Origin of the sequence: Lysinibacillus sp. KU-BSD001 (assembly GCF_042920265.1) — a bacterium.
GTDB lineage: Bacteria > Bacillota > Bacilli > Bacillales_A > Planococcaceae > Lysinibacillus_B.
Window position 1 is genome coordinate 14,153 of sequence record NZ_JBDQZI010000017.1, and the last position, 22,224, is coordinate 36,376.

Annotated in this window: 21 protein-coding genes; 12 read left to right on the forward strand and 9 right to left on the reverse strand. The window is 38.0% G+C overall.

What is annotated here, in order from left to right; genetic code table 11:
- Positions 1-143: 143 nt before the first annotated feature.
- The 3 genes from ntdP to mutY all read right to left on the reverse strand — a co-directional run bounded on the left by ntdP (position 144) and on the right by mutY (position 2,303).
- Entirely contained in the window at positions 144-692 is a 549-nt protein-coding gene (gene ntdP, locus AAGS61_RS18420; RefSeq protein ID WP_391375341.1) for a nucleoside tri-diphosphate phosphatase, read from the reverse strand.
- Between the two features lie 313 nt (positions 693-1,005).
- Positions 1,006-1,212, reverse strand: a complete 207-nt coding sequence (locus AAGS61_RS18425; protein ID WP_391375344.1) for a hypothetical protein — start codon at positions 1,210-1,212, stop codon at positions 1,006-1,008.
- 50 nt (positions 1,213-1,262) lie between these two features.
- A complete protein-coding gene (mutY, locus tag AAGS61_RS18430) occupies positions 1,263-2,303 on the reverse strand; it encodes an A/G-specific adenine glycosylase (protein WP_391375347.1) in 1,041 nt (346 codons plus the stop codon).
- A gap of 125 nt (positions 2,304-2,428) precedes the next feature.
- Between mutY and AAGS61_RS18435 the strand changes: the two genes are divergently transcribed.
- Positions 2,429-3,415, forward strand: a complete 987-nt coding sequence (locus AAGS61_RS18435) for a metal-dependent hydrolase (protein ID WP_391375350.1) — start codon at positions 2,429-2,431, stop codon at positions 3,413-3,415.
- A 42-nt stretch (positions 3,416-3,457) separates the two neighbouring features.
- On the opposite strand, the gene AAGS61_RS18440 is transcribed toward AAGS61_RS18435, so the two are convergent.
- Genes AAGS61_RS18440 through recX form a run of 3 tightly spaced genes read right to left on the reverse strand, consistent with a single transcriptional unit; the run spans position 3,458 to position 4,861 of the window.
- Entirely contained in the window at positions 3,458-3,727 is a 270-nt protein-coding gene (locus AAGS61_RS18440; protein WP_391375353.1) for a YfhJ family protein, read from the reverse strand.
- A gap of 1 nt (position 3,728) precedes the next feature.
- The gene (locus tag AAGS61_RS18445) at positions 3,729-4,058 is read right to left on the reverse strand and encodes a YfhH family protein (RefSeq protein ID WP_391375356.1); all 330 of its coding nucleotides are present in this window, start codon (positions 4,056-4,058) and stop codon (positions 3,729-3,731) included.
- Positions 4,055-4,861 carry a recombination regulator RecX gene (gene recX / locus AAGS61_RS18450; RefSeq protein WP_391375359.1) on the reverse strand — a complete coding sequence of 269 codons (807 nt, stop codon included), beginning with the start codon at positions 4,859-4,861 and terminating at the stop codon, positions 4,055-4,057. The genes AAGS61_RS18445 and recX overlap by 4 nt, the downstream gene beginning before the upstream one ends.
- Positions 4,862-4,956: 95 nt before the next feature.
- Here recX and AAGS61_RS18455 point away from each other — a divergent pair, with 95 nt between their 5' ends.
- The 9 genes from AAGS61_RS18455 (at position 4,957) to AAGS61_RS18495 (ending at position 15,800) form a co-directional block, all read left to right on the forward strand.
- The gene (locus AAGS61_RS18455; protein WP_391375362.1) at positions 4,957-5,856 is read left to right on the forward strand and encodes a TIGR01777 family oxidoreductase; all 900 of its coding nucleotides are present in this window, start codon (positions 4,957-4,959) and stop codon (positions 5,854-5,856) included.
- 208 nt (positions 5,857-6,064) lie between these two features.
- Complete coding sequence (locus tag AAGS61_RS18460) at positions 6,065-6,826, forward strand: polysaccharide deacetylase family protein (protein WP_391375365.1); 762 nt, start codon at positions 6,065-6,067, stop codon at positions 6,824-6,826.
- A gap of 78 nt (positions 6,827-6,904) precedes the next feature.
- Positions 6,905-8,284 carry a 23S rRNA (uracil(1939)-C(5))-methyltransferase RlmD gene (rlmD, locus tag AAGS61_RS18465; protein ID WP_391375368.1) on the forward strand — a complete coding sequence of 460 codons (1,380 nt, stop codon included), beginning with the start codon at positions 6,905-6,907 and terminating at the stop codon, positions 8,282-8,284.
- Between the two features lie 439 nt (positions 8,285-8,723).
- Positions 8,724-10,064 (forward strand): spore germination protein, encoded by a 1,341-nt coding sequence (locus AAGS61_RS18470; RefSeq protein WP_391375370.1) that lies wholly within the window; start codon positions 8,724-8,726, stop codon positions 10,062-10,064.
- Positions 10,061-11,170, forward strand: coding sequence for a GerAB/ArcD/ProY family transporter (locus AAGS61_RS18475; RefSeq protein ID WP_391375373.1), 1,110 nt, complete (start codon positions 10,061-10,063; stop codon positions 11,168-11,170). The genes AAGS61_RS18470 and AAGS61_RS18475 overlap by 4 nt, the downstream gene beginning before the upstream one ends.
- Positions 11,151-12,275 carry a Ger(x)C family spore germination protein gene (locus AAGS61_RS18480; protein ID WP_391375375.1) on the forward strand — a complete coding sequence of 375 codons (1,125 nt, stop codon included), beginning with the start codon at positions 11,151-11,153 and terminating at the stop codon, positions 12,273-12,275. The genes AAGS61_RS18475 and AAGS61_RS18480 overlap by 20 nt, the downstream gene beginning before the upstream one ends.
- Positions 12,276-12,475: 200 nt before the next feature.
- Positions 12,476-13,867 carry a hypothetical protein gene (locus AAGS61_RS18485; protein ID WP_391375378.1) on the forward strand — a complete coding sequence of 464 codons (1,392 nt, stop codon included), beginning with the start codon at positions 12,476-12,478 and terminating at the stop codon, positions 13,865-13,867.
- A gap of 149 nt (positions 13,868-14,016) precedes the next feature.
- The gene (locus AAGS61_RS18490) at positions 14,017-14,451 is read left to right on the forward strand and encodes a DUF6526 family protein (protein ID WP_391375381.1); all 435 of its coding nucleotides are present in this window, start codon (positions 14,017-14,019) and stop codon (positions 14,449-14,451) included.
- A gap of 47 nt (positions 14,452-14,498) precedes the next feature.
- Positions 14,499-15,800 (forward strand): MFS transporter, encoded by a 1,302-nt coding sequence (locus AAGS61_RS18495; RefSeq protein ID WP_391375384.1) that lies wholly within the window; start codon positions 14,499-14,501, stop codon positions 15,798-15,800.
- A 71-nt stretch (positions 15,801-15,871) separates the two neighbouring features.
- On the opposite strand, the gene AAGS61_RS18500 is transcribed toward AAGS61_RS18495, so the two are convergent.
- Positions 15,872-16,831 carry a M23 family metallopeptidase gene (locus AAGS61_RS18500; RefSeq protein WP_391375516.1) on the reverse strand — a complete coding sequence of 320 codons (960 nt, stop codon included), beginning with the start codon at positions 16,829-16,831 and terminating at the stop codon, positions 15,872-15,874.
- A gap of 280 nt (positions 16,832-17,111) precedes the next feature.
- Here AAGS61_RS18500 and AAGS61_RS18505 point away from each other — a divergent pair, with 280 nt between their 5' ends.
- A complete protein-coding gene (locus tag AAGS61_RS18505; protein ID WP_391375386.1) occupies positions 17,112-17,951 on the forward strand; it encodes a DegV family protein in 840 nt (279 codons plus the stop codon).
- Between the two features lie 151 nt (positions 17,952-18,102).
- Positions 18,103-18,936 carry an ion transporter gene (locus AAGS61_RS18510; RefSeq protein ID WP_391375389.1) on the forward strand — a complete coding sequence of 278 codons (834 nt, stop codon included), beginning with the start codon at positions 18,103-18,105 and terminating at the stop codon, positions 18,934-18,936.
- Between the two features lie 51 nt (positions 18,937-18,987).
- Here the strand turns inward: AAGS61_RS18510 and AAGS61_RS18515 are convergent, their stop codons facing one another.
- A complete protein-coding gene (locus tag AAGS61_RS18515; protein ID WP_391375392.1) occupies positions 18,988-20,652 on the reverse strand; it encodes a methyl-accepting chemotaxis protein in 1,665 nt (554 codons plus the stop codon).
- Between the two features lie 317 nt (positions 20,653-20,969).
- Positions 20,970-22,148 carry an MFS transporter gene (locus tag AAGS61_RS18520; protein WP_391375395.1) on the reverse strand — a complete coding sequence of 393 codons (1,179 nt, stop codon included), beginning with the start codon at positions 22,146-22,148 and terminating at the stop codon, positions 20,970-20,972.
- Positions 22,149-22,224: the final 76 nt, after the last annotated feature.

Here is a 22,224-nt window from a genome sequence, read left to right on the forward strand (position 1 = left end):
CATTCTTTTCGCAATGTTTATTACTATATCACATTTTAGGGTGATCAATTAATCACTATACCTTCCCTCACTCACTAAAATCCCCCAAAAGAAAAACATAGACAAATTTAGTATTGTCTATGTTTTAGTCATAACTTATTTTTTTACTGTTGGTCTGCTTGGATTTCACGATACAGTTCATAGCGGTTTGTCCAAACTTCGATAAAATCTGGCGCAAACGGTCCTCGTCGCTGTTGAATCCAGCTAATTAATTTTGTTAAGTTGCGCTTTAAAATTTTATCAATGACTTCCGGATAGGCCATTTCTTGTTTATGTTGCTCATATTCATCCTCATCCAGCAATGTATAAGACATATCGGGAAAAACCTTCACATCCAAGTCATAATCAATATATTTTAAGGCATGGTTATCAAACACAAACGGTGAACTCATATTACAGTAATAGTACACGCCATCTTCACGCAACATACAAATAATATTAAACCAGTGTTCTGCATGAAAATAACAAATGGAAGGTTCTCTTGTGAGCCACGTACGACCATCTGACTCTGTTACAAGTGTTTTTTCATTTGCACCAATTACAATATTTTTTGTACCTTTCAAAACCATTGTTTCTTGCCAGACACGGTGGATACGACCATTGTGCTTATAGCTATGTATTTGTATCGTTTCGCCTTCTACGGGTAATGCCATATTGAAGCCCACCTTTTCGTCGTCTACGCTATCTATAATCTAGCAGTCTCCTACTTATTATAACAATGGATGAATAAAAGGTGTAGTTAGAAAAACATAAATTTCGCAATACGTTGTAAAAACAAGGCGCTTTTTTGTCAATTGACGAAATAGTGTTAATCTTGGTGAGAAAAGCAAGAAAGGCTTCACTGATTTACCCACAGTTCCATTACCTAATAAGAAAGCCGGCATGTCTTTAACAGACACACCGACTTTTGCAGGGAATTCATACGTTTAACAACATTTCACTGCAGACATAGCTATTTAGCTTGTCTTACATGTTGTTGTTATTGTTGCGGCGGTTTTGTTGGTTTTGTTGATTTTGTTGATTGTTTTGACGCTCAACTCGATTACGTTGTTGCTGCAACTGTTGGAAATCTTGTTCGTTGCCGAACTCCTCCATATTGTTTTGGTTCTGGTTGTTGTTAAGGAATTCGTTGTTGTTGTTGTTGTTATTTTGTTTGTTTTGATTTCTTTTCATGATGAATTCACCTCCACGCTACCTATTGTGTACCGTGCAGGATTTTTTATTCATTTAATTTCATTCCAGATTTTTAACATAGGGACAGGCATCGGCAAACGCTCAATTTGTTCTCGTGTAAAAAATTTTTCATCATCTGTTGCTTCCACTTCCACAAGCTCTGCTTCAATATGCCATGTTAAATGTGAAAAGATATGTTTAAATGTGAGTACTTTTCCATGCTCTACTTTCACCTTCACATCATACTGTTGGAATAATTTGTTTAATGCATCTTCCTCTTTTTTTATTTCAATCATCGGAAACTGCCACATATTGGCCAACAACCCATTCGCATCACGCTTTTCTAATAAATAGCGTCCTTCGTTATCACGTACAATATATACTTTATAGTGTAGATTTTTCATTTTTGTTTTTTTTGTTTTTACCGGAAGCTGTGCCATATCGCCTGCTTCAAATGCGCGGCAGTATTCACGAACCGGACATAATAAACACTTTGGTGAAGTCGGTGTACAAATTAGTGCTCCAAGCTCCATTAAGCCTTGATTAAAGGAAGATGTATTGTTTGGATCAATTAGTTCTGTTACGGCTTCTTCAAATATTTTTTTTGTTTTTGGCAATGCAATATCATCATAAATATGAAGTACACGACTCAGTACACGCATTACATTCCCATCTACTGCATGTTCCGGCTTGCCATAAGCAATACTAAGAACAGCACCTGCTGTATATGGACCTACACCTTTTAGTTTGGATATATCTACTCGGTTATTCGGCACAACCCCACCGTATGTTTCGACTACTTCTCGCACACCTGCTTGTAAGTTTCGTACGCGTGAATAGTAGCCAAGCCCTTCCCACATTTTTAAAATATCCTCTTCTGGGGCATAGGCGAACGTTTGCGGCGTAGGAAATTTTTCTACAAAACGATTGTAATAAGGGATGACTGTATCTACACGCGTTTGCTGAAGCATTACTTCTGAAACCCAAATTTTATAAGGATCGATTGTATGTCGCCAAGGCAGATCCCGTTTTTCTCGCTTAAACCATTCCACTAATGCTTTTTGAAATTCTTCTTTATATTCATAATTCATTTAATTCACCTATAATTCGATTTTATTTTTGCTTTAAAGGGTATATTATTAATTATGATAGGAAATGTTAATTTTTCCCCATAATTGTTCGCATATTCGTTGCCATATACAAGGAGTTGATTGCTTTGGACACAGGTACACATTTAGTCATGGGTATTGCCATTGGAGGTTTAGCACTTGTCGATCCCGTCGTTGCAGAAAGCTCAGCCATGTTCGGCGCTGTGATGGCTGGTACGATTTTAGGGCAGCAAGCACCAGATGTAGATACGGTTTTAAAATTACGCAATAATGCGATTTATATACGTCATCACCGTGGCATTACACATTCCATACCTGCTACTATTCTTTGGCCTATTGCCATTACGGCTATTTTATCGTCAATTGTCCCCGACGCCAACCTATTGCACTTATGGCTGTGGACACAAATCGCCGTTTTTCTCCATGTATTTGTTGATATTTTTAATGCCTACGGTACACAAGCTTTTCGCCCCCTTTCAAAAAAATGGGTAGCACTTGGTGTTATCAATACATTTGATCCATTTATTTTTGCTCTTCACTGTGTAGGGATTGTATTATGGGTGTTCGGGGCAAATCCTGTATGGACGTTCAGCGTCATGTATGTCATTATTGTAGGCTATTATATTTTACGTTTTATGGTGCAAAGGGCCGTCAAAAAAGCCGTGCACAATACGATTCAAGATGAAGAATACGTAATTGTAGCGCCCACGATGCGATTCTTTTATTGGCGCATTGCCGCTGCCTCTAAAACGCATTATTATGTCGGTCGTGCCTATCGTCGTTCGGTGAATATTTACGATAAATTTGAAATCGTTCCATTACCGCGCACCCCCTATGTAAACGCTGCGATGCAAGATGAAAATTTGCGCTCATTTGTCTCGTTTTCTCCGCTGTACCGTTGGGAAATTGCTGAACTACCGAGCGGTTTAACGGAAGTACGTTTAATCGACTTACGCTACCGTAGTAATGATCGTTATCCTTTTGTGGCGGTTGCACATGTAAATGATGATTTAGAAGTCGTTAATTCATATACAGGTTGGATTTTCAGCGAGGATAAACTACAGCGCAAGCTACAAATCGGGGCGAGTGAATAAAGTGTGCAAAAGGCTCACGCTAAGTTAGCGTGAGCCTTTTGTTTATTGCACCGTATCTTCGGATGTATTTAGTAAATGGGCATACTTTGGATTACGTGCGGCAAATAAATGGAGCTTATCGCCGTAACTTGTAATTAACTGACGAACTAAGTTTTCTGTGTACTCTGCTCCGCGAAATGCATAGCCTGCCTTCGCCGAAGTGGCTTCATAATCACTCCACAATAGCTCTACCCATACACGCGCACGTCCTGCTGGCATTTCAGGGTTTTTCACTAGCAACTCTTCTGTTAACTTTGCGATATTTGCTTCCATATTACTTCCCTGCCTTTATCGGTGCTAAAATCGATACCGGTAATGCTTCCTCATAGCGGTCGCCCCCTAAACGGTACCCCCAAGCAAAACGCCCTTTTAAACGTTCTACCATAAAATACTCACCCGGTGAGCTATCAATTTTATACATTTCGCCAGGAACAATCGTATCTAGATCCACTAAATACGCTGCTGCCATTAATGCTTTACGCTCATATACGGCATACTCGTTCACAATCCCTAGTTGTTCTGCTTTACGTGCTTTCTCTTTTAAACGTGCGATTTCTTCGCGTAACTCATGTTCTGTCATCGTAGCATAGTTTTTTTCCATCATGCTTCTTCTTGCTCCTTTTCTTCAATAAAACGATTGATTACTTCTATAGGAAAGCCCTTTTTGTAAAGAGCTTGCTTTACTTTTAGATTGCGCTCAGCTCGTGCAAACTTGGCTGCATACTTGCTCCATAGTTTTTCCCCTTGCGTAGCAATCATTACTGTCCATTCATCTTCTTCGCGCTCTAATGTAATGCGTTCTAACACATCGCTTACAATACTAAAGGAATACCCTTTTCGCAGCAACACATCTTGGATTTTTTGTTTCACTTGTGCTGGTGTTTTTCGGTTTCCTGCTCGTACTTCTTTCTCTGCTAGTTGTATTGAAATTTCAAGTTGTTCTTCATACGAAAACGTTTCAAGCACTTCATCTTGCAATAATTTGTCGATTCCTTTTTTCTTTAAATCTTGCCTGATAGCACGTGGACCTTTTTTCATTGTGCGCTTCTTTGTTTCAAGTAATGCTTTAGAATAAGTTTCATCATTTAAAAACCCAAGTGCCTCTAATTTACGGATCGCTTCTAACACAACGGCTTCTCCGTATCCCGCATCAAATAGTTTTTTCTTTACTTCATATTCACTTCGCATTTGAAAACTTAAAAACGAGAGCGCCTTATTAAAGGCTTTCGCAATCTCATCCTCATATGTAATTTCATCAATATCAAACTGCTCAAGCACTTTGCCTTTTATTAAGCCAAATTTAATAAGTGTACCTTCATCTACTGCAAACGCATATTCATCGTTCAAATAAATATTATACCGCTCTTTGTTATTTTTTTGACGACCTATTTTTGTAATAACCTGCATGCGTTCACCTTCCTTTTCTCTCTAGTATACATATTTTTACGAAACGTTTCACGATTGGATATAATAGGGAAAGAAAAGCTTTGGAGGTGCTGAAAATGAAAGTAGCAATTTCAGGTGGTACAGGATTAGTTGGCAAAAGACTATGTGCATTATTAAAAGCACGTGGCGATGAAGTAATTGTCTTAACGCGAGGGAAAACAAAAGAAGAAAATAGCATTCGCTATGTAAAATGGCTCGGTGGCGAAACACCTGAAAAAGAGTTAGAAGGTATTGATGCATTCGTCAATTTAGCAGGTGTCTCATTAAATGAAGGACGCTGGACAGAAGAACGAAAAAGTGCCATTTATAATAGTCGAATGAACGCAACGGATGAAGTCATTCGCATCATTGAAAATTTAGAAACAAAGCCACAAGTACTTGTCAACGCAAGTGCAATCGGTATTTATCCATCTTCTACATCGAATGTTTATACAGAAAACGAAGTAATTTTGGAAAAAAATTTCCTGGGAAAAACAGTAGCTGATTGGGAGGAGCGAGCGAGTCGCGCAGCTACGTTAGGAGTTCGCGTTTGTTTAATGAGGCTTGGTGTAGTATTAGCACGGGATGCTGGCGCACTACCATTAGTTGCCTTGCCCTATCAGCTGTTTGTTGGTGGCACAGTAGGCTCAGGTGAACAATGGCTATCTTGGATTCATGTGGATGATGTGTGTGGGGCCATCATTCATGCAATCGAAAAACCTGAACTAGAAGGACCAATCAATGTTACATCACCGAATGCAAAAAGGATGAAAAAATTTGGAAAAACAGTCGGGCATGCTTTAAATCGTCCACACTGGCTCCCTGTTCCAAGCTTTGCATTAAAACTAGCGCTCGGTGAAAAAAGTCAGCTTGTATTAGAAGGACAGTATGTCGTCCCTGAAAAACTGCTACAATCAGGTTACGAATTTAAATTTTCATCCTTAGAAGAGGCCATTGTTGATTTGTATAATGTATAAATATAGAAAATTCAATCACTCTTAGAAAGACATATCTCGACTGAACTAGTTCGAGATGATGTCTTTCTTATATGGATATCCATAAACCTTACACTTTTTTATCTGTTAAAAATTTTTCAACTCCCTTTCACATTCACACCATGAAAATCCATGTATAGTAAAACGATACGGTCGCAACCTACTTGTAAAAAGGAGGTTGCATTTTTTTATGAAAAAAACGATTGGTCTTGCTGTTAGTATAACCATCATTTTGTTTTCCATCGTATCCTTTGCTTTTGCGGATGAGCTGCACTGGGGATTCAAAAAAGCATCTGGTGGGGCACAAATTGAAATTGGCAGTGAGCTTGAAAATATGCTGACGAAATATGACGCTATTTACCGTGGTGATCCAGAATCCAAAACGATTTACTTAACTTTTGACAACGGATACGAAAACGGCTTTACGGAAAGGATTTTGGATGCACTAAAAGAAGAGGATGTCCCGGCTACCTTTTTCTTAACAGGTCATTACGTAACGAGTGCCTCTGATTTAGTGAAACGAATGGTAAAAGACGGACATATTATCGGCAACCATTCCGATAAACATCCGAACATGGCTCGTTTATCCGAAGAGCAAATGGTGACAGAATGGAAAAATTTCGATAAAAAGCTAAAAGAAGTAGCGGGCGTTGAACGCACATACTATACCCGTCCACCAGAAGGCGTCTACAATGAAGCGGTGCTCGCTGCGGGGTTAAAGCATGAATACCGCCATATTTTCTGGTCGATTGCTTTTAAAGACTGGGAAAAGGATGTACGCCGTGGTGGAGACTATGCCTACAACGAACTTATGAAGCAGCTTCATCCAGGGGCAATTATTTTAATGCACACGGTTGCGGAAGATAATGCCGATGCCATTCCGAAATTTATTAAAGATGCGAAAGCACAAGGATATACATTCGGTTCATTAGATGATTTATATAAAAAATAATTTAGTTCCACCTGCTTCCTTTTCTTTCGCTCTTCCGTCCGTTATAATAATGCGATGAACTTAAAGGACGTGAAGGCAATGAATCAAGTAACAATGGAAATCGGTCAAAAATTTCCGTTAACGATTAAACGGCTCGGCATTAATGGAGAAGGTGTTGGCTTTTACAAACGCAATGTCGTATTCGTCAAAGGCGCTATTCCTGGAGAAGAAGTAACGGTGAAAGTGACAAAGCTTCAGCGTAATTTTGCAGAAGCAGAAATTTTAACAATCCGGAAACGGAGTGAATCTCGTCAAGAGCCACCATGCGCTGTGTATGAACAATGTGGTGGCTGTCAATTGCAACATATGACATACGAGGCTCAGCTTTTAAATAAACGAGATATCGTTGTACAAGCGATGGAAAAATACGCGCGCGATATCGCAGAACATACAGAAATTCGCCCAACACTTGGCATGGACAATCCATGGAATTATCGCAACAAAAGTCAGTTCCAAGTACGAAAAGAAGGTAAGCGTGTATATGCTGGTCTTTTCACAGAAGGCTCAAATAAGCTGTTAAACATTAACGATTGCTTAGTGCAGCACCCGATTACATCGCGTATTACAGTAGATGCGCGTAAAACATTACAAAAACTAGGGGTGACGATTTATGACGGGAAAACATTAAACGGTCTCGTCCGTACAATCGTCGTCCGTACAGGCATGCGCACAGGTGAAACACAGCTTTGTATCGTCACAACACGCAATGAATTCCCGCATAAAGAAGAGTTTATTGCCCGTATGAAGAAGCTACACCCTGCGATTGTCTCGATTACACAAAACATTAACCGTGAAAAAACGTCACTGATTTTTGGTGATGAAACGATTGTACTAGACGGCAAAGAAACGATTCACGAAGAATTAGGTGAATTAGCGTTTGATTTATCGTCTCGTGCATTTTTCCAACTAAATCCTGAACAAACTGTTCATTTATATAATGAAATTAAAAAAGCTGCCGCGCTGACAGGGAAAGAAACGGTTGTAGACGCGTACTGCGGCGTTGGTACAATTGGTTTATGGCTAGCTGGCGAAGCGAAAGAAGTGCGCGGCATGGACATCGTACCGGAAAGCATTCAAGACGCAAAAGCGAATGCACGTAACCACGGCTTTAAGCATGCCCGCTACTATACAGGGTCAGCTGAAGACTGGTTAGCTCGCTGGCGCCGTGAAGGCTTTACACCAGATGTCGTAACGGTTGACCCACCGCGTACAGGTCTCGCGCCAAGCTTTATTAAAACCGTATTAAAGATTCAACCAAAACGCATTGTGTATACATCTTGTAACCCTTCCACACTGACGAAGGATTTAAAAGAGCTCTCAAAGCTTTATGACGTAAAATACATTCAACCAGTAGACATGTTCCCTCAGACGAGTCATGTGGAGTGTGTCTCGCAACTCATTTTAAAAGAAAAAAGATAGTACTTTTAAATTTTCATTTCGCCTACAAGCAGGCAGTGATTATTTGATAAAAACATGTAATACATTCATGAATAAATAACGGCTAGTAGGTCATACTAAGTTCGGTTCCACTTCTAATCGATCATGAAACAGGAGGGTTACTACGATGAGTAAATCTGGCGCAAAAGATTCAAAATCACAGGATGATCCGCCACGTTACGTTTCATGAATGATAAGTGTCACCTAGAGGCTTCCCTAAAAAGGAAGCCTCTTTTCATTTGTCCTTCACACAAATTGTAAAAAAACTCTTATTAAAAATACGTACTTTTAAAAAGAGTACAGTCGAAATCACGACGAAGCAATCATGAGGAAATATAATCACCACACTGAATTGCATTGTTCTTTATTGGATAGCCTATTAAATAATTATGACTACTATAAAAGATGGGAGGATACGAAAATGTCTTCAAAGGAAATGCTTTTGTGGATTGTTGAACAATTCAAAGGTACAAATGAATTAACTAAGAAGACCTTAGAATATGAAAATAAACTTGCCGTATTATTTTACGTAAAATCGCTTATAGATCAGGAATTACTTCAAAAAGTAATAATAAAACCTTTTTTTGAAATGCAGTCCGAAAATCAATTTACGTCATACTTAACTGCATTACCATACTTTCAAGAAGTCGAATCTAAAGCACAGGCACTATTTGAGCTAACTAGCGGTAGCTCATTAGTCGTCATTCAAAATGATTTATATTTAATTGACTTAAAATTATCCAGCAATGATGCAATCTCCAATACAAATATAGAAACAACGATTCATGGATCACAACTAGCATTAAGTGATAATTTAATGACTAATATTAACGTAATTCGTTCCTATTATCATCAATCATCGTTAAACATTGAATATTTTACAAAGGGGGAGGTCAATCAACAAAAAACAGCGATAATATACGATAAAGATAAAGTGAATAGCGCTGTATTAGAAGAAATTAGAGAGAAGCTTCAACAGGTGGATAAGCAAATTATTACAGCGACTACTCAATTAAATAATTTCCTAAATAAGAAACGTTTCTCTCTATTTCCTCAAATGATTATGACAGAACGCCCTGATCGTATTATCTATAATTTAGCTGGTGGCAAAGTAATCCTCTTGGTAGATGGGAATTCCCAATCACTAGCTGTTCCAGCCATATTTTTCGATTTCATGACAACAATGGAAGATAATTATCATACATTATGGATTTCATTATTTGTCAGGCTCCTTCGATATTTTGGGCTACTTATTAGCCTTCTTCTACCAGGATTGTATGTAGGAATTATTTCATTTGCCCCTGAAGTGTTAAAAACTGAATTGACTTTGACTGTTGCTGGTAGCCGTATGGGAGTACCGTTCTCGTCGTTTGCTGAAGTACTTTTCATGCTTTTCTTTATGGAACTTTTATTGGAAGCGAGTATTCGACTCCCAAAAGCAGTAAGTGCTACAGCTACTACCGTAGGAGGGTTAATTTTAGGAACAGCTGTAACAGAGGCGGCTCTAGCATCTAATATAATGGTCATTCTCGTTGCCGCAGTTGCTATTGCTACTTTTGTCATTCCTGTTAATGAAATGGCATTTACTGTGAGGATATTACGATTGATACTTTTATTAATCACAAGCGTCTTCGGGTTAGCTGGTCTCGTATTAGGATTCCTGACTTTAATCATGTACTTAATTAATTTGAATAGCTTCGGCGAACCCTACTTAAGAATTTATAATTTCCAAAAAAATGAATCAGAGGAGGGGCAGATATGAGTCGATTTTATTATTACTTAATCCTCATTAATATGATGGCGAATATTATTGCCTTTGTTCCTGTTATTCTCCTGCATCATCGTGAGGATGGGGCTGTGTCAGCTATGATTCTTGGATTGCTTGCAGGTATCATTCTTGTATCCATCTATACCCGTTTTTTCAATGAATTCCCTGGGAAAACTCTACCAGATCTATTACAAAAAACGACAGCCAAGTGGTTTTATAACCCTTTCCTGTTTTTGTTAGCTATTATGTGGTTTATCGCAGGGATGATTACATTAGTTACGTATACGTTTCTCCTGATTCGTTTTCTAACACCTGAAATGCCGATTATCCAAATTTGCTTATCAATTATCCTGTCCGTAATTTTTGGCTGTCTAATGAAAACGGACCGCGTGTTTTATACGGTTGAAATTGTGTTGTTACTCACTTTCCCTCTAATTTTATTGATATTTTTTGTAGCCTACTTGAACGAAAATTTAATGTGGGGCTTCATAAAAGAGGCGGCTTCGTATGTCAATCAAATCCCTAATATAAATGCATTTTCTGCCTGTTTCTTTCTATTTTTAGGGGCATCTAACCTTTTCATCTTTAACCGTTTCTTCACGCAGAAACAAAAATATGGATGGAAGCAAATATTGGCTATTGCTGTCATAGCAATAATAACCTTATTTACTACCTATTTTATCCCAATTGGATTTAACGGTTTCAACAATATTGAACATCTTGTTTATCCTTGGATTTCTACTAGTGACTCGCTACGGATGAAGTATTTATTAATCGAGCGTGTTTTATATATTTTTTTATTATATTATTTGGCTATTGCCTTTTTAAGTATTTTAATTCACTGGCATGTATCCTTTGAGCTTTTAAAATATATATTCAACTTAGAAAAAATTAAATGGAAGGATAAGAAACTAGGTATATTCCTTCCAGTAACATTCTTTATCGGTTTCTCTATTCTATTTGTTCTTATATTCGATGAGAATTCGTTATTTCAATTCACCAATATATTTTATAACGTATTAATAATATTTTTCCCAGCAATGATATTTCTGTTTGTCTATATAAAGAGGAGGATGAAATATGTTGAAGAGGCAGAGTAAGTATAGAATACTGTTTCCTTTACTATTTCTCTTACTTGTAGTGTTATCTGGTTGTGAGTTTAAAGATATTGATAAGAATGTATTTATTTCTATGATTGGGATTGATAAATCAGATGATTCAGAAAAACCTTATAAAGTGACTTTAAAGTTATATATCCCTACAAGTTCTTTCAAGCAATCCCCCCAACCCGATTATACTTATATTACAAAAAATGGGGAAACCTTATCAGAAGCTATTCGGCTGTTAGAAACATATTCAGACAAAGAACTAGAATTTGGACATACAAAGTTAATCGTCATAGGAGAAGAATTGATAAAAGAACAAAAATCCAAAGAAATTTTAGACTTTTTGTTAAGAAGACCTGATATTCAAATGATAGCTTGGGTTACAGTAGGGCGACCTTCTGCAGAGAAAATTCTAAAGATGGTTCCTAAAGATGAAAAGTCTGCGTATCCAACACTATTCAACTACTTTGATGATAACGGTACAGAAAGTCCTTATATTATTACCACTTTTTTATTCGATTTTCGAAGAAGGATGTTAGAAAATGGGTTAAATCCCGTTCTCCCTATCGTAGAAATCGGTCAGGACAAATCACATTTCGAAATCAATAAGTCTTTGATATTATCAGAGATAGAAAAACCTTACGAACTCAATTCCATCAATACATTCAATTTGAATCTACTAGCAAATAATGTAGGGGTGGCTGATTTCGTTATCAATGAAGAGGAGCAGTATATTATTGCTAAAATTGATAACATCGATTCAAAATTAAAATTAGAAGTGTTAACCGATCATCGAATTCGCCTCCATATAGACTTAAGTTTATATGGTTATATATCAGAGTCCAAAAATCATTTGAAAGCTGAAGAACTCCCCTATTATAGTGATTTATTGGAGAAAGAAGGGAAAAAGAGAATTACGTCCTTCCTTACAGATATGCTTAATAAAGGTTATGATCCGCTTGGCTTCAGTTTGAAGTATCGAGGATCTACACTTCATAATAAACGAATGAGTGACGCTGAATGGCAGGAAGCATACAAAAATGCAGAAATAAACTTAACAATTACTGCTGGTCTTAAGAGTACAGGTACAATCCATTAGAAAAAAATCCTTGATCTAGCTTTGATGATATGCGAATAACTAAGGGGCAAATACTAAGTAGTATATCTCGAAATACATTGCTTTCAAATAAGAAGAAACTAGGCTTTTCCCCTAAAGCTCTCAAAATTATTTATTATTTTAGGCGCTCACCACCTATCTTTTCTCTCCATATGCTATACAAAAAGGAGAAGAGGGAGATTATGGGGATTGAGTTAGTGGCTCTCCATTGGATATATATTGTATTCATCGTCCTCATCATAGGATTTATGGTGAAACGACTCGATACAACGCTCATTTGTATTTTAGGGATTTTCGTTATTGCGATGGTAGCTACCGGGGATTTGACGGCTTCCATTAGTGGGGTGTTTAATAGCTTCATTTATGCCATTACCGAGCTACTATCAACCATTCTTATCATTTCCATTATTGTGGCGATGAGCCGTGTTCTCGCGAAAACAGGCATTAATGAAGTGATGGTCGCACCATTTACAAAAATCATTAAAAATCCCACACTGGCGTATTGGACGATTGGGATTTTAATGATGATCATTTCTTGGTTCTTCTGGCCATCCCCAGCTGTAGCACTTTTAGGGGCTGTGCTACTCCCCGTTGCAATACGAGCTGGACTTCCGGCACTTGGTGTTGCTGTAGCAATGAACTTGTTTGGTCACGGAATTGCATTGTCGAGTGATTTCGTCATTCAAGGAGCACCAAAGCTAACAGCAGATGCAGCGGGGATTCCAGTAGCTGATGTTGTTTCCGCGAGCATACCACTTGTCATTACAATGGGCGTTGTCACAACAGTTGTTGCCTATTTCTTATTAAGACGCGATATGAAACGCGGAAAACTACAATTAGTCGGAACGTATGAAGGCGAAGTCGAGCAAGAAAAAACAGAAGATTTACTCACGATGACACAAAAACGATTTTTTGCGATTTTAATTCCTGTAGCATTTATTTTAGATGTAGTCGCAATGGCTCTATTCAACTTACAAGGCGGAGATGCCACTGCTTTAGTAGGCGGTACATCGGTATTCATTTTACTTGTGCTTTGTATCGTTGCTCATAAAAAGAAAGGGCTTGAGGAAACAACCAATTACTTTGTTAAAGGTTTTCAATTTGGCTTTAAAGTGTTCGGTCCTGTTATTCCGATTGCGGCTTTTTTCTATCTCGGTGACTCCGGCTTCACAACCATTATCGGAGACTATTTACCAAAAACATCTCACGGCATTGTGAATGATCTTGGTGTGGCTTTAGCTGCAATTGTCCCGCTCACTAAAGAAATCGCCGTTATAACGCTAACAGGAGTAGGCGCTATCACAGGATTAGATGGCTCTGGGTTTTCAGGCATCTCACTCGTTGGATCCATCGGTAATTTATTCGGGACTGCGATTGGAGAAGGCACTGCTACATTAACAGCACTTGGTCAAATTGCGGCCATTTGGGTTGGTGGTGGGACACTGATTCCGTGGGCACTCATCCCAGCCGCGGCCATTTGTAACGTCAGTCCATTCGAGCTTGCCCGGAGAAACCTTATCCCTGTTGTCATTGGATTAATTGTTACAACAATCGTCGCTGTATTTTTAATTTAAGTGCAGTTGTTTTACAAAGAGGCAATCATCCTTGCCTCTTTTTATTGTGCTTATAAGTACTCATCAAACATACAAGCGCAAACAAATTAATCGCTTCTTCATCTATAAATCTATATAATACCCGTATAGGTATAATAGGAGGTGAAGAAATGAAACAGCAATCCGCAGCAAATCATACGAGATTTCATCCATTACAGCATTTTGTCTGGCTACCATTAAGCTTTGTTATGCTTTTGTCTATTATCATATACATAGTTTATAATGTTATGCATAAAACATTTTCATTAGCATTGCTCCTTTTACTAGGTGTCGTAATATTAGCCATTATTCCAGGTATGCTTGCGCGTATTTATGCGTTAACACTACAAGATCGTTTAATTCGTACAGAAGAACAATTGCGCTACTATATGTTAACAAATAAACGTATCGACAATCGCATTACAACGCAACAACTAATCGCATTACGTTTTGCATCTGATGAAGAGTATGTACAACTAGTAGAAAGAACGTTAACAGAAAACCTATCACCAACAGATATTAAACAAGCTATCCAAACATGGCGAGCTGATCACCATCGTGTGTAGCAGTTTTATACCTTGTTAGATATAAGGTGTAGAAGGGAGTCGATTTCATGAATCAAAAGAATTCCGCTGTGTTCGATCAATATATTAGCTCAACTGCTGCACAGCAAAAACTTTATAAACGGACATTAATCATCGTATTGATGTCTCAAATATTTGGCGGGGCAGGGCTTGCAGCGGGAATTACAGTAGGTGCTTTACTAGCAAAAGATATGTTAGGAACGGAAAGCTTTGCTGGCTTACCTTCTGCACTGTTTACACTCGGTTCAGCACTAGCCGCATTTATTGTAGGACGACTTTCACAACGGTTAGGACGTCGATACGGGCTCTCTTTTGGCTTCATCGCTGGAGGGATTGGGGCAATCGGTGTCATATTTGCGGCCAATATCAATAGTGTCGCATTATTATTTATTGCGTTATTTATTTACGGGGCAGGTACTTCGACAAACTTACAGGCACGCTATGCAGGAACCGATTTGGCCAATGAAAAGCAGCGCGCCACAGCGACAAGTATCGCCATGGTTGCTACAACATTTGGCGCCGTTGCAGGTCCAAATTTAGTGACACCGATGGGGAAAGTAGCAATAGCTTTCGGTATGCCCGCTTTAACTGGACCGTTTATGTTAGCGGCAGTGGCTTATATTTTAGCTGGTCTGACATTGTTCATTTATTTGCGTCCTGATCCATTACTTGTGGCGAAAGCGATCGCAGAACAACAAGAACAGCAACAGATGAAAACAACGAAGACAGCCAACGTCGTACAACATAACGTAAATCGTATTGGTATTTTTGTTGGAGCCCTTGTATTAGTACTGTCACATGTGATTATGGTTGCGATTATGACGATGACACCGATTCATATGCAAGGACATGGCAGTAGCTTAAGCGCGATCGGCATGGTCATTGGATTACACGTTGCGGCGATGTATTTACCGTCACTCGGTACGGGATTACTTGTTGATAAAGTGGGACGCACATTTGTCGTCATTGCTTCTGGTATTACATTAGCATTAGCAGGCTTGTTAGCCGCTTTCGCACCAGGTGATTCCCTACTTTGGCTCGCCATTGCACTCATGTTATTAGGATTAGGTTGGAATTTTGGCTTAATTAGTGGGACAGCCATTATTATCGACTCCACGACGATTCACAACCGTGCCAAAACGCAAGGCTCCGTCGACGTATGGGTAGCCCTAGGAGGATCAGCTGGTAGTCTATTATCTGGTGTCGTAGTCGCCTATTCAAGCTATGCTTATTTAGGATTTATCGGTACTTACTTAGCCTTACTTTTAGTGCCTGTTGTTATTTGGGCTCGCATGAAACAAAAAAATAAAATCACGAATGCATCATCATAAACATTTTCAACGATTATTTATAAAATATATCAAACAAAACCAGCACAAGCAGTGCTGGTTTTAATTTTACATTATTTTGCTGCTGCTTTAGATTGTCGTTCCCATTGTTTGAGGGATGGGTATGGGTCAAATGCCCATTCTGTTCGCCCATTAAATTTATAAATACCGTAATGTAAGTGCGGTGGGAATTTACCTGATGTGCCCTCTTTCCCATAGCCAGAACTCCCCACATAACCAAGGATTGTACCTGGCTCGACGATATCTCCTACTTTAATGCCTTCGTTATAATAGGCGAGGTGGGCATAATAATGATATGAATTATGGTTGTCCCGTACACCGATACGCCATCCACCGAAGTCATTCCATCCCATTACTTCCACAATACCATACGAGGTTGATAAAACAGGCGTGCCATAGCTAGCGAAAATATCGGTCCCTTCATGAATCCTTCTTCCACCCCAGCCTCGATTAGCACCCCACGTTCCTTTATAACTATAATGATGCTTTACGGGAATTGGAAAGGCATGTGTATCTAAATCAATCGTATTATAATGTTTATAGAGCTTTGCCATCGTGACAATTTGGTTCACGGCTTTTTCACTTTGGTAATATTCCCACAGCGCTAATTTAAAGTTTTCTTCCCCTAATCCAAATTGTCCTAAATAGCTCGCCATCGTAAAGAGGATATCTTCATCATCATCACGACTTGCCACGCCATCACTATTTCCATCCAGTCCCATCCCACCAAAATAACCGATCGTCACGGGAGATGTATCGTCACTTGATGGATTTAATGGACCCGACCAGTATTCCTCTGAAAACTGGATAGCGATTAGACTGTCGCGCTTCGGAATATCAGAACGAACCGATTGTATATTTCGTTCGTATTGGTCAACAGCAGCTAAAAAGTACCAAGGAACAAGTAACTCTCCGAAATGTACGTAATGCGCGAGGCGTTGCTCCAAAGTTTCTTCCTGAGATGGCTCTTCATTTGCTGATGCACTCGTTGAAAAAACAGTGTTCCCCAACATAATTAATGCCAAAAAGGGAACAATATATCGCTCCAAGAGACCAAACCTCCTTTTCCATTTTCGTTAGGATAACCGAATTTTTGTTTCCTATGAGATAATGTTAATTTTTTACACATTTTATTAGTAGTAAATCTTCCTTTTTATTGCACTTTTCTCTTATCAAAACTTTACTTAAAATTTGCCTTTGTATATCTTTACCCTTTTCATGCATATCCTTTATAAATACACACCTATTTAGATGAACTCCGTTTCTCTATCCTACTACGGAGGTGTAATGGTATTGATTAAAATTACAGCAGATAGCACTTGCGACCTTCCTCCAAACATTTTGAATGCATTAAACATTACAGTCACCCCGTTACATGTTTTAGTAGATCACGTCAACTTCCGTGATGGTATCGATATCACACAACAAGATCTATTTAAGTATGTCGAGGTAGAAAATAAAAAATGTACAACAGCGGCTATTAATATTTATGAATATGAGGAATTTTTTGCCCCATTTGCAAAAGCATACGAGGCCGTCATTCATATTAATGTAGGTGCTCGGTTTTCTTCCTGTTATGCAAATGCAAAAATGGCAGCACAACGTTTCGATAATGTCTATATTATCGATTCACAAAATTTTTCAACTGGTAGTGGGCACCTTGTATATGATGCGGCCTTATTAGCAAAACAAGGCTATCCCGCTGAGGAAATTGTCGAGAAGATTGAAGCAATTGTCCCAAAGCTTGATACAAGTTTTGTCATGAATCGTTTAGATTATTTAAAAAAAGGTGGTCGTTGTACAAATATTGAACTATTTGCCACAACATTATTAAAAATTAAACCTGCGATTGAAGTAAGGAATGGAGAAATGATAGTAGGTAAAAAATATCGTGGTCCTCTTTTAAAATGCTTAGAAAACTATATAAAAGACCGATTACAAAACAATAGAGATATCGATTATAGTCGATTATTTATTACACATTCGATGTGTCCACCTGAAATCGTTGAACAAGTGAAAGCTTCGGTTATTCAATATGTACAGTTTCATGAAGTCATCGAAGCCTATGCTGGTACGGCACTATCGGTACATGCTGGTCCCCACACACTCGGCCTTTTCTATAAGCGAAAATAAACCTTTTTCTAACCGGTGTAATCGATTACTTTATAAGGAATCGTTTACGCTTTTTTATTGACCAAAAAAATTTCAAGTGTTTTACCTAATTTTAATATTCGTGTGTTTACATTAATTTTATATCCAGGAAAAATAGAAAGGTCGATTTTTTATGAATTTAAAAGCTTTTGTTGAACACCCACTCTTTTCAAAGGCTATTATGACATTCATTGTTATTAATGCTATTTTGATTGGTCTAGAAACGTATCCAACGATTTATAATGATAACCAAATGTTTTTCAAAGTGTTTGATATTGCTTTACTGAGTATTTTTACAATCGAGATTATATTAAAAATAATCGTTTATAAAGGAAAATTCTTTGTAAATGGTTGGAATGTATTTGATTTTACGATTGTAGCACTCAGTCTTCTTTTTATCGGCTCAAGCTTTATTAGTGTCCTACGTATTTTACGTGTGCTACGTATACTACGAACATTATCGACCTTCCCTTCATTACGTAGAATCGTCAATGCTTTATTTATGTCTATTCCAATTATGGGGAGTACTTTATTTTTGATGATGATTATGTTTTATATTTATAGCATTATCGGTACCCTGTTTTTTGGTAACACATCTCCTGAGTATTTTGGAAATTTGCAGCTCTCACTGTTAACATTATTCCAAGTATTTACGCTTGAATCATGGGCAAGTGCCATATTCCGCCCAATTTTCGACACACATAGCTGGGCGTGGATGTATTTTGCAAGCTTCATTATTTCCAGTGCATTTATTGTGGCAAATATCTTCTTCGGGGAACTTGTCAATAACGCGCAAAAACTATCTACAGAGCTGGAAACAGAAAACAATGCGATTGTCAATGAGCTGGATAGTGTACAAACAGAACTAATGAAATTACACAAACAAAACCAATTACTCCATATGAAATTAGATAAAGTGACAAGACTAATGGAAGAAACAACTAAAGAAAAGGCACATGAAATATAGATTAATCCCAAATTACAAAAATCCACCTCGCTTACGGAGGTGGATTGATCATTACAATTTAAATTGTTGTACTTCTGCATTCAATTGTTCAGCTAAAGCCGCTAATTGATCGGCACTTCTTACGACTTCTTCCATCGTGCTTACCGTTTCCTCTGTCGTGGCTGTCGTCTGTTCTACACCAGCAGCCGATTCCTCAGAAATGGATGCAATCTCGTCAATGGATGTACCGATTTCTTCTGTACTTGCTAATACATTATTTAAGTTAGCTGCAATCGTATCGATACTCTTAATCATATATTCTACAGCCCCAGAAATATCATTAAACGTTTCATTTGTTTCAGTAATTTGTTCCGTTCCTTTTTTCACTTCATTATAGCCATCTTGCAGTGAACGCGTGACATTCCCTGTTTCTTGTTGGATACGGCTTACAATCGCTGAAATATCTGCTACTGAGAATTGTACTTGCTCTGCCAGCTTACGTACTTCATCTGCTACAACCGCGAACCCTTTCCCATGCTCTCCTGCACGTGCTGCTTCAATAGCGGCATTTAGTGCAAGTAAGTTCGTTTGATTTGAAATATCGTCAATAACAGATACAAGTTTTGAAATTTCTGCTGATTGCTCATTGAGGTCCTCTACTTTGCGAACTGACTCTAATACAATCTCATTGATGGTAGACATTTGATCTGTTGAGCTCATCATCAACCCTTTACCAGATTCCGTTAACTTTTGAACCTCATTGGAATGATTTTTTAGTTCAATACCTTCTTGCGTTGTTTCTTGAATACGATGTGAAAATGTACGCATCGCTTCCGCTAAGTCTCCAGCAGTTGATGCTTGTGTTTCTGTACCCGCCGCAAGCTCCTGCATTGTATAGACGACTTGCTCTGCTCCTGTTTTTACTTCATTTGAAGATTGTGCTAACTCTTCACTGCTTGAAGCAACGGTTACAGAAACTTCAGAAATCGATTGAATTGTGGATTTTAACTTATCATTCATACCATTTGCTGCTGTCATTAATGTACCCACTTCATCACGACGTTGCCCTACCTGTAACGGTTCATTGCCTAAATGACCATCTGCTAGCTGTTGCATTCGATCTGCTACTGCTTGGATTGGTCTTGAAATTTGATTCGCTGTTAACATCGCTAATACAATACCAATTACAGTGATGGCTAAACTAACGACTAGCCCTATTATTTTATTATTTGAACTTGTCTGTACTACATCATTTCCAACTGTTTCAATGCTCTGTGCTCGTTCACTCGCAATTTGCTCATAACCCGTTCGAACTTCTGTGACAAGACTGTTAATCGCCGTTAAGTTTTTAAGTGCCTGTTCTGCATCACCGCTTTGGTACACAGCAAATACATCATTTTCTACCCCATTACTCCATGTGCGTGCCGTTTCGACTAACTTATTCCGTTCTTCTGTATTCACATATTGCTCAATGATGGCGTTATTTTCTTCTGCCAGTTTACGATATTCATTAAACACATCTATGTAAGTAGCATCACCTGTAATTACATAACTTAATGCTGCGGATAATCGAACACTCACTGAAGTGGCTAAATTTTGACTTGCGTTTAAGATAACAATATCTTCTTCTACGAGGGATTCTGCTTTATTTTCCATTTGCGTATTAGAGAAAAAATTGTAACCTGCAAATATAGCAAGAAATACTAGTAAAATAATAAATACACTTAGAATACGCATTTTAAGTGATCTAAAATTGAGTAAAGCTAACATTTAAAAAACTTTCCTTCCTTTTTAGATTATTTTTCATATTATAACAAATACTATTCTATAACGATTCTTATAATGATTTCAAAAGTTTTTCTAATATACTGTAAAAAAGGTGTTTTTGGCATAACGGGCGTATAAATAGTTATTAACACCTTATTCCTAATAGGGTATTAGAACTATATGACCAAACTTTACTAATATAACACTATTTTTATTAGTATAAGAAAACTAGAAATAATCTATAAGATATAGTAAATATAATTTCAACAATTTAGTGCCATTCAAAGTTAGCGTGATAACCTCTTTGGATGTTTAAATCGATAATACACATTTGCACATAAGCCGATACATAAAATACTTGCCATTAATAATAAAAAACTCACGCCTTCTGCAAGTTGTAAATAAAGCCCGCCTAATGTGGGTCCACTTAGACTACCCAAACTAAAGAAAATCCCACAAAGTAGGTTGCCTGTCGGAAGTAACTCTTTCGGCGTTAAATCGGCCATATACGTAATCCCTAATGAAAAGAGAGAGCCCACACTCATACCTGCAAAGGCAAAAATAGTAATCATCATCCAAGCCGAATGCTCGAAGTAACTACAGAAGAAAAACAAGATGGTGCCGCTGAAAAGCCCTCCTACAATCACGTTACTTCTCCCAATTTTATCGCCTAATATGCCAAGTGGAAGTTGTGTCACGATTGCCCCTATTGAAAAAGCCGTTAACATTAACGAGACAGTTGTTACATCAAAATCCAGTCGCAATGCATAAACAGGAAATAACGAGTTAATAGAAGATTCCAAAAAGCCATAGACAAACGGTGGTAAGAAAGCAATCCAGCTAAATGTAAACACTAATTTATACCGTTGCCATCCTGTACTTGCCGCATCTCCTTTTAATGCTGCTGGATGCTCATTTTTGACAAAGAATACAAGGGACCAAGCTAAAAGACAAAGCACGCTCGAAATGATAAATGGCAATGCTTCTGACACTTCGACAAGATTGACAAATAACGGTCCTACAGCAAAGCCAATCCCAAAGGATAAGCCGTAAATAGACATTTTCTTTCCTAGATTGCCGTTATTAGCATCGGATGTCACCCATGTTTGTGTTGCAAAGTGTAACGCATGATCTCCAATACCAATCAGCATGCGTAATAAAAACCAAAATGTCGCTGATTTCCAAAACGGGAATAGGAAAAGTGCTATAAACACGAGTGCACCGCCTATTAAAATAATTGGTTTATACCCATACTTTCTTAATGGCTGTTCTATAAAAGGAGAGATCAATAAAGTCCCTATATATAAACCCGTTGCATTTAATCCATTAAGAAAGGATGAGACGCCATCTGTTTCAAAAATAACGGAAATAAGCGGAAGTAACATTCCTTGTGAAAAACCTGAAATCGATACGATAATGACTAAAATCCAAAACTTTCGTTGTTCATAATTTGAGATACTGTTCATACTTGCCTCCACCTACTTCGATATCCGTACTATCTTATCATAGGATCTAAACAGGTATGTTAGCTAAATTTTTCTC

Bases quoted from the DNA above. Each gene is read 5' to 3' on its own strand.
- mutY (WP_391375347.1), bottom strand. From the start codon at position 2,303: ATGAATTATGAATATAAAGAAGAATTTCAAAAAGCATTAGTGGAATGG.
- AAGS61_RS18425 (WP_391375344.1), bottom strand. From the start codon at position 1,212: ATGAAAAGAAATCAAAACAAACAAAATAACAACAACAACAACAACGAA.
- AAGS61_RS18515 (WP_391375392.1), bottom strand. From the start codon at position 20,652: ATGCGTATTCTAAGTGTATTTATTATTTTACTAGTATTTCTTGCTATA.
- AAGS61_RS18470 (WP_391375370.1), top strand. From the start codon at position 8,724: ATGTCTTCAAAGGAAATGCTTTTGTGGATTGTTGAACAATTCAAAGGT.
- AAGS61_RS18475 (WP_391375373.1), top strand. From the start codon at position 10,061: ATGAGTCGATTTTATTATTACTTAATCCTCATTAATATGATGGCGAAT.
- AAGS61_RS18455 (WP_391375362.1), top strand. From the start codon at position 4,957: ATGAAAGTAGCAATTTCAGGTGGTACAGGATTAGTTGGCAAAAGACTA.
- ntdP (WP_391375341.1), bottom strand. From the start codon at position 692: ATGGCATTACCCGTAGAAGGCGAAACGATACAAATACATAGCTATAAG.
- AAGS61_RS18485 (WP_391375378.1), top strand. From the start codon at position 12,476: ATGGGGATTGAGTTAGTGGCTCTCCATTGGATATATATTGTATTCATC.
- recX (WP_391375359.1), bottom strand. From the start codon at position 4,861: ATGCAGGTTATTACAAAAATAGGTCGTCAAAAAAATAACAAAGAGCGG.
- AAGS61_RS18480 (WP_391375375.1), top strand. From the start codon at position 11,151: ATGTTGAAGAGGCAGAGTAAGTATAGAATACTGTTTCCTTTACTATTT.
- AAGS61_RS18495 (WP_391375384.1), top strand. From the start codon at position 14,499: ATGAATCAAAAGAATTCCGCTGTGTTCGATCAATATATTAGCTCAACT.
- AAGS61_RS18510 (WP_391375389.1), top strand. From the start codon at position 18,103: ATGAATTTAAAAGCTTTTGTTGAACACCCACTCTTTTCAAAGGCTATT.
- AAGS61_RS18520 (WP_391375395.1), bottom strand. From the start codon at position 22,148: ATGAACAGTATCTCAAATTATGAACAACGAAAGTTTTGGATTTTAGTC.
- AAGS61_RS18490 (WP_391375381.1), top strand. From the start codon at position 14,017: ATGAAACAGCAATCCGCAGCAAATCATACGAGATTTCATCCATTACAG.
- rlmD (WP_391375368.1), top strand. From the start codon at position 6,905: ATGAATCAAGTAACAATGGAAATCGGTCAAAAATTTCCGTTAACGATT.
- AAGS61_RS18460 (WP_391375365.1), top strand. From the start codon at position 6,065: ATGAAAAAAACGATTGGTCTTGCTGTTAGTATAACCATCATTTTGTTT.
- AAGS61_RS18445 (WP_391375356.1), bottom strand. From the start codon at position 4,058: ATGATGGAAAAAAACTATGCTACGATGACAGAACATGAGTTACGCGAA.
- AAGS61_RS18440 (WP_391375353.1), bottom strand. From the start codon at position 3,727: ATGGAAGCAAATATCGCAAAGTTAACAGAAGAGTTGCTAGTGAAAAAC.
- AAGS61_RS18500 (WP_391375516.1), bottom strand. From the start codon at position 16,831: ATGTTGGGGAACACTGTTTTTTCAACGAGTGCATCAGCAAATGAAGAG.